Source organism: Corynebacterium suedekumii, from assembly GCF_030252185.1.
GTDB lineage: Bacteria > Actinomycetota > Actinomycetes > Mycobacteriales > Mycobacteriaceae > Corynebacterium > Corynebacterium suedekumii.
The window spans coordinates 1412150-1428750 of sequence record NZ_CP126970.1 but is presented as its reverse complement, the minus strand read 5'-3'; the positions used below and the strand labels follow the sequence as shown (position 1 = coordinate 1428750).

16 protein-coding genes are annotated in these 16601 nt (G+C 70.8%); 7 read left to right on the top strand and 9 right to left on the bottom strand.

Annotation, left to right across the window (positions count from 1 at the left end; translation table 11 throughout):
• Positions 1–5: 5 nt before the first annotated feature.
• Genes QP029_RS07200 through QP029_RS07180 form a run of 5 tightly spaced genes read right to left on the bottom strand, consistent with a single transcriptional unit; the run spans position 6 to position 8176 of the window.
• Positions 6–3197 (bottom strand): ATP-dependent helicase, encoded by a 3192-nt coding sequence (locus QP029_RS07200; protein ID WP_284876105.1) that lies wholly within the window; start codon positions 3195–3197, stop codon positions 6–8.
• On the bottom strand, positions 3190–6258 hold the full coding sequence (locus QP029_RS07195) for an ATP-dependent helicase (RefSeq protein ID WP_284876104.1): 3069 nt from the start codon (positions 6256–6258) through the stop codon (positions 3190–3192). The genes QP029_RS07200 and QP029_RS07195 overlap by 8 nt, the downstream gene beginning before the upstream one ends.
• The gene (locus QP029_RS07190; RefSeq protein WP_284876103.1) at positions 6255–7028 is read right to left on the bottom strand and encodes a TIGR02569 family protein; all 774 of its coding nucleotides are present in this window, start codon (positions 7026–7028) and stop codon (positions 6255–6257) included. Before QP029_RS07190 ends, QP029_RS07195 begins: the two co-directional genes overlap by 4 nt.
• Complete coding sequence (locus QP029_RS07185) at positions 7025–7939, bottom strand: DUF3152 domain-containing protein (RefSeq protein WP_284876102.1); 915 nt, start codon at positions 7937–7939, stop codon at positions 7025–7027. The genes QP029_RS07190 and QP029_RS07185 overlap by 4 nt, the downstream gene beginning before the upstream one ends.
• Positions 7940–7948: 9 nt before the next feature.
• Complete coding sequence (locus QP029_RS07180) at positions 7949–8176, bottom strand: DUF3107 domain-containing protein (RefSeq protein WP_284876101.1); 228 nt, start codon at positions 8174–8176, stop codon at positions 7949–7951.
• A 38-nt stretch (positions 8177–8214) separates the two neighbouring features.
• On the opposite strand from QP029_RS07180, the gene QP029_RS07175 reads away from it, so the two are divergent.
• Positions 8215–9510, top strand: coding sequence for a DEAD/DEAH box helicase (locus QP029_RS07175; RefSeq protein ID WP_284876100.1), 1296 nt, complete (start codon positions 8215–8217; stop codon positions 9508–9510).
• Positions 9507–10721: an Rv3212 family protein gene (locus QP029_RS07170; protein ID WP_284876099.1), complete on the top strand. Its 1215-nt coding sequence runs from the start codon at positions 9507–9509 to the stop codon at positions 10719–10721. The genes QP029_RS07175 and QP029_RS07170 overlap by 4 nt, the downstream gene beginning before the upstream one ends.
• On the opposite strand, the gene QP029_RS07165 is transcribed toward QP029_RS07170, so the two are convergent.
• Complete coding sequence (locus QP029_RS07165) at positions 10718–11161, bottom strand: hypothetical protein (RefSeq protein WP_284876098.1); 444 nt, start codon at positions 11159–11161, stop codon at positions 10718–10720. The two genes, QP029_RS07170 and QP029_RS07165, sit on opposite strands and share 4 nt — an antisense overlap.
• Before the next feature lie 537 nt (positions 11162–11698).
• Here QP029_RS07165 and QP029_RS07160 point away from each other — a divergent pair.
• On the top strand, positions 11699–11959 hold the full coding sequence (locus QP029_RS07160) for a WhiB family transcriptional regulator (RefSeq protein WP_284876097.1): 261 nt from the start codon (positions 11699–11701) through the stop codon (positions 11957–11959).
• A 94-nt stretch (positions 11960–12053) separates the two neighbouring features.
• Positions 12054–12128, top strand: a complete 75-nt coding sequence (locus QP029_RS14285; protein ID WP_096877815.1) for a 50S ribosomal protein bL37 — start codon at positions 12054–12056, stop codon at positions 12126–12128.
• A gap of 101 nt (positions 12129–12229) precedes the next feature.
• Here the strand turns inward: QP029_RS14285 and rsrA are convergent, their stop codons facing one another.
• Together rsrA and QP029_RS07150 are read right to left on the bottom strand one after the other, a co-directional pair.
• Positions 12230–12499 (bottom strand): mycothiol system anti-sigma-R factor, encoded by a 270-nt coding sequence (gene rsrA / locus QP029_RS07155; RefSeq protein ID WP_284876096.1) that lies wholly within the window; start codon positions 12497–12499, stop codon positions 12230–12232.
• Complete coding sequence (locus tag QP029_RS07150; protein ID WP_284876095.1) at positions 12496–13107, bottom strand: sigma-70 family RNA polymerase sigma factor; 612 nt, start codon at positions 13105–13107, stop codon at positions 12496–12498. Before QP029_RS07150 ends, rsrA begins: the two co-directional genes overlap by 4 nt.
• Positions 13108–13144: 37 nt before the next feature.
• On the opposite strand from QP029_RS07150, the gene QP029_RS07145 reads away from it, so the two are divergent.
• Positions 13145–13633: an aminoacyl-tRNA deacylase gene (locus QP029_RS07145; RefSeq protein ID WP_284876094.1), complete on the top strand. Its 489-nt coding sequence runs from the start codon at positions 13145–13147 to the stop codon at positions 13631–13633.
• Here the strand turns inward: QP029_RS07145 and QP029_RS07140 are convergent.
• Positions 13606–14268 (bottom strand): SOS response-associated peptidase, encoded by a 663-nt coding sequence (locus QP029_RS07140; RefSeq protein WP_284876093.1) that lies wholly within the window; start codon positions 14266–14268, stop codon positions 13606–13608. The two genes, QP029_RS07145 and QP029_RS07140, sit on opposite strands and share 28 nt — an antisense overlap.
• A gap of 9 nt (positions 14269–14277) precedes the next feature.
• Here QP029_RS07140 and aroA point away from each other — a divergent pair, with 9 nt between their 5' ends.
• Together aroA and rsgA are read left to right on the top strand one after the other, a co-directional pair.
• A complete protein-coding gene (aroA, locus tag QP029_RS07135; RefSeq protein ID WP_432418710.1) occupies positions 14278–15564 on the top strand; it encodes a 3-phosphoshikimate 1-carboxyvinyltransferase in 1287 nt (428 codons plus the stop codon).
• Positions 15557–16555 (top strand): ribosome small subunit-dependent GTPase A, encoded by a 999-nt coding sequence (rsgA, locus tag QP029_RS07130; RefSeq protein ID WP_284876091.1) that lies wholly within the window; start codon positions 15557–15559, stop codon positions 16553–16555. The genes aroA and rsgA overlap by 8 nt, the downstream gene beginning before the upstream one ends.
• Positions 16556–16601 lie beyond the last annotated feature (46 nt).

Genomic DNA, 16601 nt, shown 5'->3' with positions numbered 1-16601 from the left:
GGACGTCAGCGGGAGGTGGCGGACGTCAGCAGGGCCGCCAGCTCCGCCCGGTCCGGCAGGTCCCGCGGCTCCAGGGTCTCGCCGGTGGCCACGTAGTGGAACGCCGCCCGCACGGGTGCGTCCGTGCCGATGATCCGCGACCACGCCTCCCGGTACACCGCGAGCTGGATGATCGCGGCCTTCCGGTCCGCCCCCGTCGGCGTCCGGCCGGTCTTCCAGTCGACGACCAGCCACCCGTCGGGGTTGTCCGGGTCGCGGAACACCGCATCCATCCGTCCCCGGACCACCGCATCCCCGATGGTCACCTCGAAGGGCTGCTCGACCCGTTCCGGGGTGCGGTCCGCCCACTCACTGTCGGTGAACCGGGACTTGAGCAGCTCCAGCTCGGCGGTGTCGATCATCTCCTCGTCGATGCCGGGCAGCTGGTCCTCGTCGAGCAGGGAACTCGCCCCGAAGCGGTCCTCCAGCCACTGGTGGAACGCGGTGCCGCGCTTGGCGTAGGTGTTCGGTTTGAACGGCACGGGCCGGCGCTGGCGCCGCGCGAACTGCACCGGGTCCGCCTTGAGCGCCACCAGGTCGGAGGCGGTCAGCTCACCCGGCAGTTCCACCTCGACGACCGGCGCCTGCAGCGCCTCGTGTTCCTCGATGAGCGCGGTGGCCTCCCGCTCCCAGATCTCGAAGGTCTCGCCCTGCGCCACAGGCGTCGGCTCCGCCATCGCGGCCCGCACGAGGTCCGCCCCGCTCAGGGCGGACACGCCGGGGTGCAGGTGCGGGAACGTCGCCTCGGGTACCTGCTCCTGCTTGTCGACGTCCCCGTCCCCGTCGTCGGCGGAATCCTCACCGGAGGTCTCCCACGCGACGACGGCGTCGGGGGCCAGGTCACGGAGTCGCTCGAGGTGCTCGTAGGGCCCACCCTTGGCGGTCATCGTCGACCCGGTGACGGTGAGGACCCGCTCGGTGCGGGTGACGGCCACGTAGAACAGGCGGGTGGCCTCCTCCTTCTCCGCGTCGCGCCGTTCCCTGATGTACTCCTTGGCCAGGTCCTCGAACTCCTTGCGGTCGTCGGCGGCCAGGGCGCCGAAGTCGGGGTCGGGCACGCGGGTCTCGTTGGTCAGGAACGTGGACACCGTGGCCCTGTAGGTGGCGTCGTCGGCGTGGAGCACGCTCACCACGTCCCACTCCAGGCCCTTGGCCTTGTGGGCGGTGAGGATCTGGACCCGGTCGCTACGGACGGTCACCTCGCCGGGCGCCAGCCCGCCCTCGTGCTCGGCGGCCAGTGCCAGGTAGTCGAGCAGCCCGGGCAGTGTCTCCCCGGAGTAGGCGGCGACGGTGTCCGCCAGGCGGTCGAGGTGGGCGGCCCCGGCGTCATCGCCCCGGGCGAGGACCTCGGTGCGCACACCGAAGGTGTTCTCGATGTCGGCGAACAGGTCCGGCAGGGACTTCGGCAGGCTGAGCGTGCGCAGCTGCCGCAGGCGGGAGGCGAGCAGCTCGAGACGGCGCACGCCCTCCTCCGAGTAGCGGTCCCGCTCCCCCAGGTCGGCCACCGCGTCGGTGAGGCCGACGACCTGGTCGGCCGGGCCGGCGGTGAGTTCGGCGAGCTGGGACTCCAGCCGGGCGAGCGGTTCGGCCGGGTGGATGACCCGGGCGGGACGACCGGCGAGGTTCTTCGCCCGCCGGCCGAGTGCCACGAGGTCGGCCAGGCCGAGGCCGACGAGCGGCCCGGTGAGCACCCGCAGGGCGGCGGTGGTGTCCTGCGGCCGGATGAGCATGGTGGCCAGGGCGACGATGTCGGCGACCTCCGGCACGCTGAGCAGCCCGCCCTGGCCGACGATCTCGTAGGGGATGTCGCGTTCGGCCAGGGCCTCGGCGATGTCGGTGGCGTGCCGGTTCTTGCGGATGAGCACCGCGCCGGTGAACTTCCGCTGTTCCGCCTGTGCCCGATGAAACTCGGCGGCCATCCGGTCGGCGACGAAGGCGATCTCGTCCGCGGGGTCCCGCCAGAATCCTATGGTGACGTCGCCGGCCGGGGCGCCCGGCCGGGGTTCCAGCGGGGCGACGGCGCGGTCGGGCCCGGAGCCGAGCAGTTCGGTGGACACGGCGTTGGCCAGGGTGAGGATCTCCGGCGGGTTACGCCAGGAGGTGGTCAGTTCCCGCTTCGGGGCGGGCTGCCCGTTGACGGGGAAGTCCTCGACGAAGGCGCTGAGGTTCTCGGCGGTGGCGCCGCGCCAGCCGTAGATGGACTGCATGGGATCGCCGACGGCGGTGACGGTCAGGCCCTCCTCCTCGGCGCCGAACAGGCTGCGCAGCAGCACCCGCTGGGCGTGGGAGGTGTCCTGGTACTCGTCGAGCATGACCACCTTGTAGCGGCGTCGTTGGGCGGTGCCGACCTCCGGGTGCTGCTCGGCCAGGCGGGCGGCGACGGACATCTGCTCGTTGAAGGTGACCACGTCCCGGCGCGCCAGTTCGGCCCGCAGGGTCTCGACGAGGGGGAGGTAGTCGAGGCGGACGCGTTGGCGGTCGATCCACTTCTGCACGTCATTGGTGTAGTTCTCCACCCGCTGTCTCGGCCCCTTGGGCAGGTCCTCGAGGGTGGTCAGCAGGGCGTGGGTCTCGGAGGTTATCTCCTCCGGTGTGGTGACCTGGTTGTTCATCTCGTCGATGAAGGCGAGCAGGTTCTCGGTGACGGTGGCCACGGACTGGGTGGCGGTGAGGGTGCCCCGGTAGTCGGTGACCACCTGGTGGGCGATGGCGTAGAGCTCGGCGGCGGTGATGATGCGGGAGGCCGGTTCGACGGGGACGAGCAGCCCGTATTCGCGGATGAGCTGGCCGGCGAAGGAGTCGTAGGTGGCCACGGTGGGGGCGATGGTCTGCAGGGAGTCGGCGAGCCCGCCGGTGGGGTCGATGTCGCGCAGCTTCGGTATCCCGGCGAGGGTCTCCAGGCGGGTGCGGATGCGGCGGCCGAGTTCCTGGGCGGCCTTCCGGGTGAAGGTGAGGCCGAGGATCTCGTCGGGCTGGACCAGCTGGTTGGCCACGAGCCACACGACGCGGGCGGCCATCGTCTCGGTCTTGCCGGCGCCGGCGCCGGCGACGACGAGCAGCGGGCCGGGTCGGTCACCGATGATCTCCGCCTGCTGCGGGGTCGGGGCGTGCTCCTGCCCGAGGTACCTCGACAGCAGGACGGGGGATGTCTCAGGCATGGGTGGTGGACCTTCCTTCGGGCTGGAGGGGGCAGAGCGCGCGGACGGCGCAGCGTTCGCAGGTGTCGTTGAGGCGGGCGGTGAGCGTCGGGCTGGACAGTTCGGCGGCGAGGCCGGGCAGTCGGGCGGCGAACTCGGCGAGGGTCTCCGGGGGCAGGGCGGCCTGCTCGCGGGTGCTGACGGACTTGGTGGTCGTCCCGGGGAAGACGAGCACGCCGCCGCCGACGGACAACGGCTGCTCGCCCGGCGCGGGGGTGACCACCTTCCCGTCGCGCAGGGTGCCCCGGCCCAGGGCCAGCTGGTAGGCGGTGAGCTGGGCGTGGTCCTGCACGTCGGCCGCGGAGGTGGCGGTAGCGCCGGTCTTGAGGTCGACGACCCAGTGGTCGCCGGCCTCATCCACCTCGAGCCGGTCCATCCGGCCGCGGATGCGCACGCCCTCGGTGACCTCGACGTCGAGATCGAGTTCGACGCCGGCGGCGGTGAACGCGCTCCGGGAGCTGACCAGCCACTGGTGGGTGCGGTCGAGCAGGGTGGCGAACTTCTCCTGCTCCGCCTCGACCCGCCAGGCGGGGTCATTCTGGATCTGCGCCCATGCCGCCCGGGTGAGCTCGGCCGCCTTCTGCGTATCGACGCCGCGCCCCACCGCCTCCAGGTACGCGTGCGCGAGCGAGCCCCGCGTCAGCGCGGCGGGGGTCTCCTCGTCCTCGATGAGCTTCTGCAGCACCTCCCGCAGCGGGCAGGCCAGCAGCCCCTCGATCCGCGAGGGTGAGAGGGCGTCCGGTCCCTGCAGCGGCTGCATCGTCGACGGCGCGGTGGTGGTCCACCATTCGTCCGGGTCGGCGCCGGGCACCCCGGCGCGGGCGAGGCGGGCCAGTTGCCGGGCGGCCTGCTGGCGGTGGTCCTCCCGGGCCTGCGGGTCGGAGACGACGGTGCGTAGTTCCGCGAGGAACGCCGGGACCGACAGGAGCCGGACCTGGAGGGGATCGTAGGCGGCGGAGGAGTCTGTGAGGCTGGGGGCGAAGGTGGCCACCTCGATGCCGTGGGCGGTGGCGAACTCCTCGACGAAGCGGGAGGGTTCGGTCACCTCGTCGGCGTCGGGGGCGTGGACGGCGGAGACGAGCAGTCGGCCGGTGGCCCGGGTGGTGGCGACGTGGAAGAGGCGGCGCTCCTCCTTGAGGCGGTCGGCGGTGTGGGAGACGGGGACGTTGGGGTCCACGCCGGCGTCGAGAAGCTCGACGAGTTCCTCCTGGCCGAACAGGGAACCGGTCTCCCCCAGGGACGGCCACGCCCCCTCCTGGGCGCCGGCGACGATGACCAGGTCCCATTCGGCGCCGATGGCACCGTGGGCGGTGAGCAGGGTGACGGCGTCGGGGCGGGCGGCGCGGCGGTCGCGCACGCCGGTGGGCAGTTCCTGCTCGGTGATGTGGGTGAGGAAGCTGTGGATGCCGGCCGTGGGGCGGCGTTCGGCGTAGTCACCGGCGGCGTCGAACAGCGACATCATGGCGTCGAGGTCCCGGTCCGCCTGGGAGCCGGTGGCACCACCTCGCAGCGAGGCGGCGAGCAGGTGGTCGGACAGACCGGTGGCGGACCACACGGCCCAGAGGACCTCCTCGATGCTGGCGTCGTCGGCGAGCGCGCTGCGGCCGGCCTCGAGGACACCTCGGATGCGGGAGAGGATCGCCTTCTCCCGGTCGGTGAGCAGTTCGCCGAAGTCGGGCAGTGCGACGTCGGGGGCGAGCAGGCCCCGGAGGGTGTCCATGCCGCGGGTGCCCGGATCGTAGCGACGCAGGCCACGGATGAGGCGGCGCAGGGTGACGGGATCGGCGCCACCGACCGGGCCGAGGAGCAGTTCCTCCAGCTCCGAGGGGCTCAGCTCCTCGGTCAGGGCACGGATACCCAGGAGCAGGTTGGCCACGATTCGCTGCTCGGCGAGGACCACGTCGGTGGGATTGAGGTGCACGGGCACCCCGGCGGCGAGCAGGGCCCGGCGGATCGGGGCGATCTGGCCGACGGAGCGGACGATGACAGCCATGTCCGACCAGGCTGTTCCCTCAAGGAGGTGGGCGCGGCGGATCCGGTCGGCGATGAGCGCGTGCTGGGTGGTACGGGAATCCACCACCACCGCCTCGCGTTCCGGCTGCCGTCGGCTGGCCCCGAGGTCGAGGTCGTGGTCGGCGTCGAGCTGAGTGAGAAACGCCGGGGAGGCGCCGCGGAAGTGGAAAATCGACTGCTCCGGATCGCCGCCGACGACCGTCAGTTCGGTGCCGGGGATGAGCGCCCGGATCAGTTCCGCGGAGGTGGGGTCGAGGTGCTGGGCGTCGTCGACGATCAGCGTGTTCCACCGCCCCCGCACTCCCGCCGCCAGCGCCGCGGACACCAGTTCGGAGGCCGAGTAGCTGGTGTAGCTGGTGGCGGCGGACAGCGCCTGGGTCTGCTCGTACTCGCGGAGGAAGTCGCCGGCGGCGGACCACATCGGGCGGCCGTGCCGGCGGCCGAGCTCCTCGAGCATCTCCGGGGACTGGCCGCGTTCGGCGGCACGCAGCAGCAGGTCACGCAGCTGACGGGCGAAACCGACGAAGGTCAGCGCTGGGCGGATGTCCTCCGGCCAGGCACCCCGGTGGTCCTCGGCCTGGCCGGCGAGCAGTTCCCGGATGACGGCGTCCTGCTCGGCGCCGGTGATGAGGCGGACGGGGTCGTCCGCAGCGTCGCGAAGCAGGGCGAACGCCAGGGAATGCACCGAGCGCACCAGTGGCGCGTCGGAGACGAAGTCCGTGCCCGCCAACCGGTCGGTCAGCTCCCGGCGGATGATTGCGCCGGTCTCCTTCGAGGCGGCGACGACGAGGATCTCCGACGGGTCCACGCCCGCGGCGATGCGGCCGAGGACCGTGTCGATGAGCAGGCTGGTCACCCCGGACCCCGCACGCCCGGTCACCCGCCACGTCCCGCGGGCGGGCAGGGCGAACGGCCAGTCCCGGGCGGGCAGGTCACGGCCGCGGGGGACGAGGCGGACGAGCGGGGTGGGCGCTATCGGGGAGGCGGGTGAGGACGTACCGGGGCTCATGCCTCGAGTATGTCAGCCACCCTCGACACGAGCGCGTCCTCCACCCGCCGGATGTGGGCACGGGCGTTCGAGGAGGACTGCGGGTGGAGATCGTTGACGTGACGGCGGTAGGCCACCGCCCGCAGGAGCAGCTGGTCGATGTCGGGCAGGTGCCGGAATCGGTCGACGATCGCGTCATCCACCGCACCGGCGATGAGCCCGTCGACGATGACCAGCGCCGCGGTGTAACCGTGCGGCCGGGGCGCGGCGAAGGGGACGAGGTCCGTCACCGCCGGGGCCTGCGTGCCGTGGTAGACGGTGCAGGCCAGCAGGTCCGCGTGACCGACCTGGACAGGGCCGTCGATGTCCCGGTACTCCGGTGCGGTCTCCTCCCAGGCGCGCCGGTCGGCGAGGACGAAGGGGCCCTCCCCCTCCGGTTCGGGCGGGGTGGGTTGACCGGCCAACGCATCAGCCAGGCGCAGAGCCACACCGACGGTCTCGTCGACCCGGCGTGCCAGATCCCCCTGGATCCACTGGGAGGCCTTCCACCCGGCGACGACGAAGCGCCCGTCGGTGGAGCGGACGGGCCGGGCGATACGCACGCCGTCGACCTGGAGGGTGGTGCGCAGTTTGGCGGACCAGCCGGTGGCCACCCCGCCGCTGCGGGAGTACGCCACGGAGCCGACACGCCAGCCGTTGTCCCAGGCGTGGCCGGCGGGCTCGGGAATGCCCTCCTCCCCCTGGAAGGCGTCGATGACGTGGGCGGGGACCACCTGGCCGGGGCGGGTCACAGGACCGCCGGCCTCGGGTAGGGCCACGGATTGAACACGCAGGTCGCACCGTCGTCGGGGTAGGCGTCCTCGGTGCTGTAGCTGGCGAGTTCGGAGTTGTTGAGGCTCAGGGTCTGCTGCATCATGATCGGCGCGAGTTCGCCGTCGCCGCCGCAGGGCTCGTGGGCGGCGTAACCCAGGCCGTGGCCGACCTCGTGATTGACCAGGTACTGACGGTAGGACCCGACGTCACCGTTGAAGGGGGCGGCACCGCGGACCCAGCGGGACTCGTTGATGACGACATGGCTGATGTCGTTGTAGCGCACGTGGCAGCTGGTCTCCATCTCGAGGTTGCCGCCGCACATGTCCTGGGTGGTGTCCACGCTGGTGAGCTGGATGCGCATGTCGGGGTCGTCGTCGGGTGAGACGTGCTCGAAGCGGAACTTCGGGTCGTTGGTCCAGCCCTTGGGGTTGGCGAAGGTCGCGTCCACCATCGCGGCGAGGGCGTCATCGCCACCCGATCCGGCGGTGTCCACACCGTTCTCCACCTCGACGACGTAGCGGATGACCATGTCGTCGCCCTGCCCGACGGCGGCACCGGGCCTGCCCACGACCCGGTAGGTGCCGTCGCCGCTCTGGGCGTAGGCACCGCCCGGGGGCAGTTCGGTCGGGGCGACGGGCCGGTCCGGGTCGTCCGCCGGGTTGGGGCCGGAGTCCCGCGGGCCGTCCCTGCCATCGCTGTCCTCGTCGGTGTCGGTGTCCGACGCCGTCGTCTCCGCCCCGGGTACGTCACCGTTGGGTGCGGCGGGGGCGGAGAAGACGTCGATGAGCACCCACACGGTGATGACGACGAGTACCGGGATGGCGTAGGCACGCCACCCCAGTTCACGGGCGAGTCGAACGAGGACGCCCTCGCGGGAACGGTCGGTCATGTGCTCTGGTTAGACTCCGGCGAATCCGACGGAGCGGTGGGTGGAGGTGCCCACCTCGACGTAGGCGATCTGGGCGGAGCGGACGAGGTAGCGGCGGCCCTTGGAATCGGTGAGATCGAGCGTTCCGTCGTTGTTGTTGAGCGTGGCGGCGATCTGTGCGACCACCTGATCCTGCTCGGAATCGAGGTTGATGACCAGTTCGCGTGGGGATTCGGTAAAGCCGATCTTGATATCCATGGGCACCATCATAGACGTGACCCCGTAGTATCTAGTGTGTGTCTGCATCTACCTCGTCCCCGACGTTCGCCGAATTGGGTGTGGCCGCGGAGATCTGTGAGGCGCTGGCCGCCCACGGTATCACCCACACGTTCGCCATCCAGGAGCTGACGCTGCCGCTGGCGCTCGACGGCACCGACCTCATCGGGCAGGCCCGCACCGGCATGGGCAAGACCCTCGGCTTCGGTGTTCCCCTGCTGGACCGGGTCTTCGACTCCGCGGACGTGGAGGAGCTGGACGGCACGCCGCGCGCCCTGGTGATCACCCCCACCCGGGAGCTGGCGGTGCAGGTCGGTGAGGATCTGGAGCGGGCCGCGGCGAAGCTGCCGGTGCGGATGGCCACGATCTACGGTGGCCGCCCCTACGAGGAGCAGATCGAGGCGCTGGAGGCGGGCGTCGATGTGGTGGTGGGCACCCCGGGTCGTCTGCTGGACCTGTACAACCGGGGTGAGCTGCAGCTGGACCGCGTGGCCGTGCTCGTGCTCGACGAGGCCGACGAGATGCTCGACCTGGGTTTCCTGCCGGACATCGAGAAGATCCTCAGCGCGCTGACGCATGAGCACCAGACGATGCTGTTCTCGGCGACGATGCCGGGGCCGATCATCACCCTGGCCCGCAGCTTCCTCACGAAGCCGGTGCACATCCGCGCCGAGGAGGTCGGGGCGTCCCAGACCCATTCGACGACCGAGCAGGTCATCTTCCAGGCCCACCGCATGGACAAGGGGGCCGTGACCGCCCGCATCCTCCAGGCCCGTGGCCGGGGGAAGACGATCATCTTCGCCCGGACGAAGCGCACCGCCGCCGAGGTGGCGGAGCAGCTCGCCGAGCGCGGTTTCACCGTCGCGGCCGTGCACGGTGACATGGGTCAGCCGGCGCGCGAGAAGTCCCTCACCGCCTTCCGCCAGGGGACGGTGGAGATTCTCGTGGCCACCGACGTCGCCGCCCGGGGCATCGACATCGACGACGTCACCCACGTCATCAACTACCAGACCCCGGATGACCCGATGACCTACGTCCACCGCATCGGCCGGACGGGGCGTGCGGGCCATTCGGGCACCGCCGTCACCCTCGTCGGCTATGACGAGCTGCTCAAGTGGAAGGCGATCGACGACGAGCTCGGCCTCGACCTGCCCGAGCCGCCGCAGTGGTTCTCCACCTCCCCCGAGCTGCTCGAGGCCCTCGACATCCCCGAGGGCACGAGCGAGACCGTCGGCCCGCCGCGCAAGGTCCTCGGCGGCGGCGCACCCGCCCGGTCGCCGCGCCCGAACCGCCAGGGCCGTTCCCGCCGTCGATGAGCGCGCCGCTGCGCCGCACCCGCGGTGACCTGGTGGTCACCGCCGCGATCGCCGCCGTCAGCCTCGCCGCCGTCGCCGGCGTGTGGGCCACCGCGCCGATCCGTGACGCCGAGCTCACCCCCGCCGCGGAGCCGGTGGCGGCCGCTCCCCCGCTCACGTCCGTCCCGCCGTCCCTCTCCCCCGCATGGTCGCGTGTCGACGCCCCCGTCCCCGGCGTCCACCGCCCCGTCATCGTCGACGGGGTCATTCTCACCACCGCCGGGACCACCGTCACCGCCGTCGACCAGGCCGGGCAGACCCTGTGGACCTACGAGCGGGACCGGGAGATCTGTTCCCTCGGCGCCGCCTGGGGCGAGGCCGTGATCACCTACCGCGGCGAGGCCGGCTGCGGCGACGTCGTGTCCGTCGTCGCCCGCTCCGGCACCTACGACGACACCCGCAGCGCCATCGCCCCGGACGAGGTCGTGGCCCTGAGTTCCAACGACCGGGTGGGCACCGTCGGTGCTGAACGGGTCGAGCTGTGGCGCTCCGATCTGGTGCGCACCGTCGAGTACGGCCAGGTGGAGGGCCGCCAGGAACCGGGCCTGCAGCCGAACCCGGACTGTTCCATCTCCTCGGCCCTGACCCGCACGTCCCTGCTCGCCGTCACCGAGACCTGCCGCGAGGACCACGGCTCCTGGCTGCGGTTCCAGGAGGTGGATCCGGAGGAGTCCCGGAAGCCGGAGATCACCGGCGAGGTCCTGCTCGACGACGCCGGCGCCCGCCTGGTGGCCGTCGCCGAGGATGCCGCGGCGGTCTACCTGCCCGGTGACCGCCCGGAGCTGGTGTCCTTCCACGAGGACGGCACTGAGCTGCACCGCCGGCCGGTGGCCCCGGCACCGCTGGTCACGGACGCTGCCCTGTTCTCCCCGGTCACCGCCGACCTGCCGCACCACATGACCTGGTTCGACGGCGAGCGGCTCTACCTGCTGGGCCCGTCCGACCTGGCGGTGCGCCACGTGCTCGAGGATGCGGTGGGCACCGGTGTCGCGGTGGGTGACCAGCTGCTCGTCCCCACGGCGCAGGGCCTGGCGGTGGTCGACTGGGTCTCGGGCGAGACGACGTCGACGATCCCGGTGGACAGGGGGGACTACGACGGTGCGGTGACGCTCGGCGTGGCGGGAGGAACGATCGTCGAGAAGCGCGGCGACGAGCTTGTCGGCCTGACCTAGGCCGCGTAGTTCTCCGCGGTCCACTCCAGGGAACGGCGGTTGAACAGCATGACCAGCGCGGCGATCGCGGAGGCGCCCGCGACGGCGCCGGCCAGGGGCTGGCCGGCCTGGAACATGTAGAAGGACATGGGCAGGAGGATGAGCTCCCACATGGCGACGGGGCCACGGCCGAAGCGGTGGCCGCGCATGAGGGAGATGGCGCCGGCGATGACCACGGCGAAGACCAGGTAGAGGAAGATCGCCGTGCCGGTACCCACCCAGCCGATGGTGTCACCCTCGCTGACCAGGGAGGTCTCCTCCGCGCCGGTGAGGTCGCGGTAGACCAGGAACGTGGCGAACGCCAGCACGATGACCGACTGAACGATCGCGATGATGCACGCCCAGCGGATCGCGGCGGGCGGCTCGGGGCGGGCGTGGGCGGAGGATGCGGCGGTGGTCACGGCTCCTCAGTCTATCGGGGCGGGCCGGGATCCCGGCACCCCACCCTGCTCACATACTGTCTCAGGCTGTCTCAGGCTCAGCCCAGATGCCCCTCAGCAGGGACGATTCGGTCAGGGGGCCCGCCCAGGGACATCCGGATTTGACGTTTCCGCACGGCGGGTGCTTTCCCCTCGTTGACTGTTTTGGCTGGTCAACGTCTTTGTTGCGATGCCACCAAACAGTGACACAGGCCACTTTGCAGACTTCACACTGCATGTAAATGCGCCAGAACGTGTGATGTCGGGCACAAATTATTGTTTACCTCTAGCGCACACCGCGTTCACATGTCATTATTCTCGGGTAGCAAAAACGGCCGGGTGATTAACCGGCCTTTAACTTCGACACACCACGGGGTTAACGGCACGTGAACCGAGGCAGGGCCCAGGGCCCCGACCCGACACCGTGACCGACACAAGCTTGAACGCGGTTCCCTATCGGAACCTCATCTGGTGTGCACTCACGTCCCGCGTTGTACCAACTGTTAAGGAGAATGAATCATGGATTGGCGCCACGAAGCTGTCTGCCGCGACGAAGACCCGGAGCTGTTCTTCCCGGTCGGTAACTCCGGCCCCGCCCTCACCCAGATCGCGAAGGCGAAGGTCGTCTGCAACCGCTGCCCCGTCACCTCCATGTGCCTGAAGTGGGCCCTGGAGACCGGCCAGGACGCCGGCGTCTGGGGCGGCATGTCCGAGGACGAGCGCCGCGCCCTCAAGCGCCGCAACAACCGCGGCCGCAACCGCTCCCGCGTCGCCGCCTAGTCACCCCGGCGAGCAACCCGAATTTTCCGCGGCGCACCCCTGACGCTAGAGTTGGTGGGAGTCGAAGAAGTTCAATCCCACCTAGGAGAATCACATGAGCAAGCGTGGTCGCAAGCGTAAGGACCGCCGCAAGAAGGGCGCCAACCACGGTAAGCGCCCCAACTCCTAAACACTAGGACACGGCGACGAGACCGCCCACCGGCCCAGCAACTGCTGGCCGGTGGGCGGTCTTCTTTGGTAGGGCTGTCGCCCCGCCGGATCAGCTCCGGATCAGCCCCGTCGGGTCACCCGGATCTCCATGGTGATGCGCTGCCGGAGGGTGGCGGGCGCGGACTGCGCGGTGCAGCACTTGCGTACCAGGGCACGGATCTCGCGTTCGGACTGCAGGCGGGCGAAGCAGGCCGGGCACTCGGAGATCTGGCGGATGAGCTCGCGGGCCTGTTCCTCGGTGGTGTCCTCGTCGAAGAGGGCGCAGAGGTTGGCGTGGACCTCGTCGCAGTTTCCGCGGCAGTCGCTGGGGTCCCGGGGGTCCGCGTTCATTTCTCGCCCGCTTTCGTGTCGGTCGCTTCGGTCATGTCAGGGTGGTCGAGGCCGATGCCCTGTTCGTGCGCTACATCCTTCAACGCCTGCCGCAGCTGTTTTCTTCCCCGGTGGAGCCGACTCATGACGGTGCCGAGCGGGGTGCCCATGATCTCGGCGATCTCCTTGTAGGCCAGGCCCTCGACGTCGGCGTAGTAGACGACCATGCGGTAGTCCTCGGACAGTTCGTTCATGGCGTCGGCGATCTTGCCGTCGGGCATGTTCTTCAGGGCCTTGACCTCGGCGGACTCCAGGCCCGTCGAGTCGTGGGAGCTGGTGGTATAGAGCTGGTGGTCGGAGACGTCCTCGGCAGAGGACTGGTGCGGCTGGCGCTGCTTCTTCCGGTAGGTGTTGATGTAGGTGTTGGTCATGATCCGGTAGAGCCACGCCTTGAGGTTGGTGCCCTCCTTGAAGGATCCGAAGGCCTTGTACGCCTTGAGGAACGTCTCCTGGACGAGGTCCTCGGCGTCCGAGGGGTTGCGGGTCATCCGCAGCGCGCCGCCGTAGAGCTGGTCGAGCAGGGGCAGGGCCTCCTCCTCGAAGCGGGTGGTGAGCTCGGTGTCCGTCATGGGGCCCATTCTAGGGCAGGCGGTCATAATGGTTTCCATGGCCAAGAGGAAGTCCCCCGCCGCGCCGACCGCCGCCGTCCGCGTGCTTGTCGACGCCGCCGTCCCCCACCACCTGCACACCTTCACCGCCGGCACGTCCCACTTCGGCGAGCACGCCGCCGCGGCCCTCGACGTGGATCCGGGCCTGATCCTCAAGACCCTGGTGGTCGACCTCGGCTCCGGCCTCGGCGTGTGCTGCGTGCCGGTGACCAGCTCCCTGTCGCTGAAGAAGGCGGCCGCGGCCTTCGGCGTCCCGCGTCTGGGCATGGCCGACCCGGCCCGCGCCCAACGCTCCTCCGGGTACGTCACCGGCGGGATCTCCCCCATCGGGCAGAAGAATCCGCTGCCCACCCTCATCGACTCCTCCGTCGCCGCCGCGGACACCGTCTATGTCTCCGGTGGGCGCCGCGGGCTCGACATCGCCCTGTCCCCTCGTGATCTGGCCGAGGTGACCGGGGCTCAGTTCTCCGCGATCAGCTCCGCGTAGTCGTTGCGCACGTTGCCCACGGCCCGGTCCACTGGGCGCACCGACCACGTCTGCAGGTAGTCCACCGGCGTCGGGTGCAGCAGTTCGGCGGCCTGCTCCGGGGTGCCGGTGGTCCACTGCCCGATCTCCTCGTCCGTGAGGATCCGCGGCAGCCGGTCGTGCAGCCACGCCATCGGCTCGACGGCCGCGGTGGTGACGATCGTCGACGACAACCTCCCCAGCCCCGTCGCCCACAACGCCGCCGCCCACATGATCTCCCCCGAGCTGACGAAGTAGGGCCGCTTGCCCGTGCCGTCGTCGTGCCATTCGTAGTAGCCGTCCATGGGGATGAGCCCGCGCTGGGCCCGGAAGGCGTCCCGGAAACTCGGCTTGGTGGCCACCGTCTCGCCGCGGGCGTTGAACAGCGGCGGGCCGGTCTCGTCCTTCTTCCAGTGCGGGAGCAGACCCCAGCGGGAGGGGGCGACGGTGGCCACGGCGGCGTCGACACGCACGACCGGCACCACCTGCGTCGGCGCCAGGTTGTACCGCGGCCCGGGCGTGCCCTCGGGGGCATGGACCTCGGTGACGCCGGGGAGTTCGCCGGCGCGGGCGAGGAGGGACTCACCAGTGGTGAACAGGACAAAACGACCGCACATGACCCTATTATGGACGACATGACCGACAACTGGCTCGCGCCCACAGCTCACGGACCGATCCGGTGGACCCAGCACATCCCCGGCTCCAAGTCGATCACCAACCGTGCCTACATTCTCGCCGCGCTGGCCGACTACCCCTCCGTCATCGAGGGCGCCCTGCACTCCCGCGACACCGCCCTCATGGCCGGAGCCCTGAGCACCCTCGGCGTGGGCATCCGCGACACCGACGGCGTCGTCCGCATCGACCCCGCACCACTCCACGGCGGCGAGGTGGAGTGCGGCCTCGCCGGCACCGTCATGCGCTTCGTCCCGCCCGTCGCCGCGCTCGCCTCCGGCACCGTCGTCTTCGACGGCGACCCGCAGGCCCGCACCCGCCCGATGTCGACGATTCTCGACGCCCTGCGCACCCTCGGCGTGCGTATCGACGGCGACCGGCTCCCCTTCACCGTCACCGCCGACGGCGCACCCGAAGGCGGCACCGTCGAGATCGACGCCTCCGCCTCCTCCCAGTTCGTCTCCGGCCTCCTGCTCGCCGCCCCCCGCTACACCAAAGGCGTGACCGTCCGGCACGTCGGCGGCAAACTGCCGAGCCTGCCGCACATCGAGATGACCGTCGCCATGCTCCGCCACGCCGGCGTCACTGTCGACCAGTCCGAGAACGAATGGACCGTCCACCCCGGCCCCATCCAGGGCCGGACCTGGCGCGTCGAACCCGACCTGTCCAACGCCACCCCCTTCCTCGCCGCCGCGGCCGTCACCGGCGGCGTGGTTCGCGTCCGCGACTGGCCCCTGGCCACCACCCAGCCCGGAGACGTCATCCGCGACATCCTCGAGCGCATGGGCTGTTCCGTGGAGATCATCTCCGCCACCCAGGGCCCCGGCCACGACCTCGAAGTCACCGGCCCGGAGGGCGGCCGCCTGGCGGGCATCTCGATCGACATGTCCGACATCGGTGAGCTCACCCCCACTGTCGCGGCACTCGCGGCGCTGGCCTCCTCCCCCTCCGAGCTCACCGGCATCGCCCACCTGCGCGGCCACGAGACCGACCGGCTGGCCGCCCTGTGCACCGAGATCAACCGCCTCGGCGGCACCTGCGAGGAGCTTCCCGACGGCCTCGCCATCACCCCCGCCCCGCTCCACGGCGGGTTGTGGCACTCCTACGCTGACCACCGCATGGCCACCGCCGGCGCCATCATCGGCCTGGCCGTCGAGGGCGTCGAGGTGGAGAACATCGCCACCACCGCCAAGACCCTCCCCGGGTTCGAGACCATGTGGGCGGACATGGTCCATGGGTAAGCGGAACTGGGACGAATCCGACGTCCGGGTCCGGCCTCCGAAGGGCACCCGGCCCCGGACCAAGGACCGCCCGGCGCATGACGACGCCGAATTCGGCATGGTCGTGACCAAGGACCGCGGCCGCTGGGGCGTGGTCCTCGACGGCCGGGATGACACCATCGTCACCATGCGCGCCCGCGAACTCGGCCGCACCCCCATCGAGGTCGGTGACCGCGTCGGCATCGTCGGCGACACCTCCGGCAAGAAGGACACCCTCGGGCGGATCGTCAAACTGGCGGAACGCACCTCCGTCCTACGCCGCACCGCCGACGACACCGACCCCTACGAACGCATCGTCGTCGCCAACGCCGACCAGCTGCTCATCGTCACCGCCGTCGCCGATCCCCCACCCCGGGCCGGCTTCGTCGAACGCGCCCTCATCGCCGCCTTCGTGGGCAACCTCCACCCCATCCTCTGCCTCACCAAATCCGACCTCGCCGACCCTACCGAGTTCGCCGCCGAATTCGCGGATCTCGACGTCACCGTCGTCACCGCCGGCATCGACGACCCCCTCGCCGACGTGGAGAAGCTCATCGCCGGCCACATCACCGCCCTCATCGGCCACTCCGGCGTCGGCAAATCCACCCTGGTCAACCGCCTCGTCCCCGACGCCGACCGCGAGACCGGCGAAGTCTCCGGCGTGGGCAAGGGCCGCCACACCTCCACCCAGTCCGTCGCCCTGCCCCTGCCCGCCGGCGGCTGGATCATCGACACCCCCGGCATCCGCTCCTTCGGCCTCGCCCACGTCGACGCCGACACCGTCATCGGCGTCTTCGACGACCTCGCCGACGCCACCGAGGACTGCCCCCGCGGCTGCACCCACCTCGGCCCGCCGGCCGACCCCGAGTGCGCCCTGGACAGCTTCCCCGAGGACTCCGCCGGTGGCCGCCGTGTGGCCGCCGTCCGCAAACTCCTCGAAGCGCTGCGCACCAACAACGACTGGGAGATGTGACGCGCGCGGAACCGCCGGCGCATCCCACCCGCCAGGGCGCCAGTGG

Bases quoted from the DNA above. Each gene is read 5' to 3' on its own strand.
- QP029_RS07145 (WP_284876094.1), top strand. From the start codon at position 13,145: ATGGCCAAGAGGAAGTCCCCCGCCGCGCCGACCGCCGCCGTCCGCGTG.
- QP029_RS07160 (WP_284876097.1), top strand. From the start codon at position 11,699: ATGGATTGGCGCCACGAAGCTGTCTGCCGCGACGAAGACCCGGAGCTG.
- rsgA (WP_284876091.1), top strand. From the start codon at position 15,557: ATGGGTAAGCGGAACTGGGACGAATCCGACGTCCGGGTCCGGCCTCCG.
- QP029_RS07150 (WP_284876095.1), bottom strand. From the start codon at position 13,107: ATGACGGACACCGAGCTCACCACCCGCTTCGAGGAGGAGGCCCTGCCC.
- QP029_RS07200 (WP_284876105.1), bottom strand. From the start codon at position 3,197: ATGCCTGAGACATCCCCCGTCCTGCTGTCGAGGTACCTCGGGCAGGAG.
- QP029_RS07195 (WP_284876104.1), bottom strand. From the start codon at position 6,258: ATGAGCCCCGGTACGTCCTCACCCGCCTCCCCGATAGCGCCCACCCCG.
- QP029_RS07170 (WP_284876099.1), top strand. From the start codon at position 9,507: ATGAGCGCGCCGCTGCGCCGCACCCGCGGTGACCTGGTGGTCACCGCC.
- QP029_RS07185 (WP_284876102.1), bottom strand. From the start codon at position 7,939: ATGACCGACCGTTCCCGCGAGGGCGTCCTCGTTCGACTCGCCCGTGAA.
- QP029_RS07180 (WP_284876101.1), bottom strand. From the start codon at position 8,176: ATGGATATCAAGATCGGCTTTACCGAATCCCCACGCGAACTGGTCATC.
- QP029_RS07140 (WP_284876093.1), bottom strand. From the start codon at position 14,268: ATGTGCGGTCGTTTTGTCCTGTTCACCACTGGTGAGTCCCTCCTCGCC.
- aroA (WP_432418710.1), top strand. From the start codon at position 14,278: ATGGACGACATGACCGACAACTGGCTCGCGCCCACAGCTCACGGACCG.
- rsrA (WP_284876096.1), bottom strand. From the start codon at position 12,499: ATGAACGCGGACCCCCGGGACCCCAGCGACTGCCGCGGAAACTGCGAC.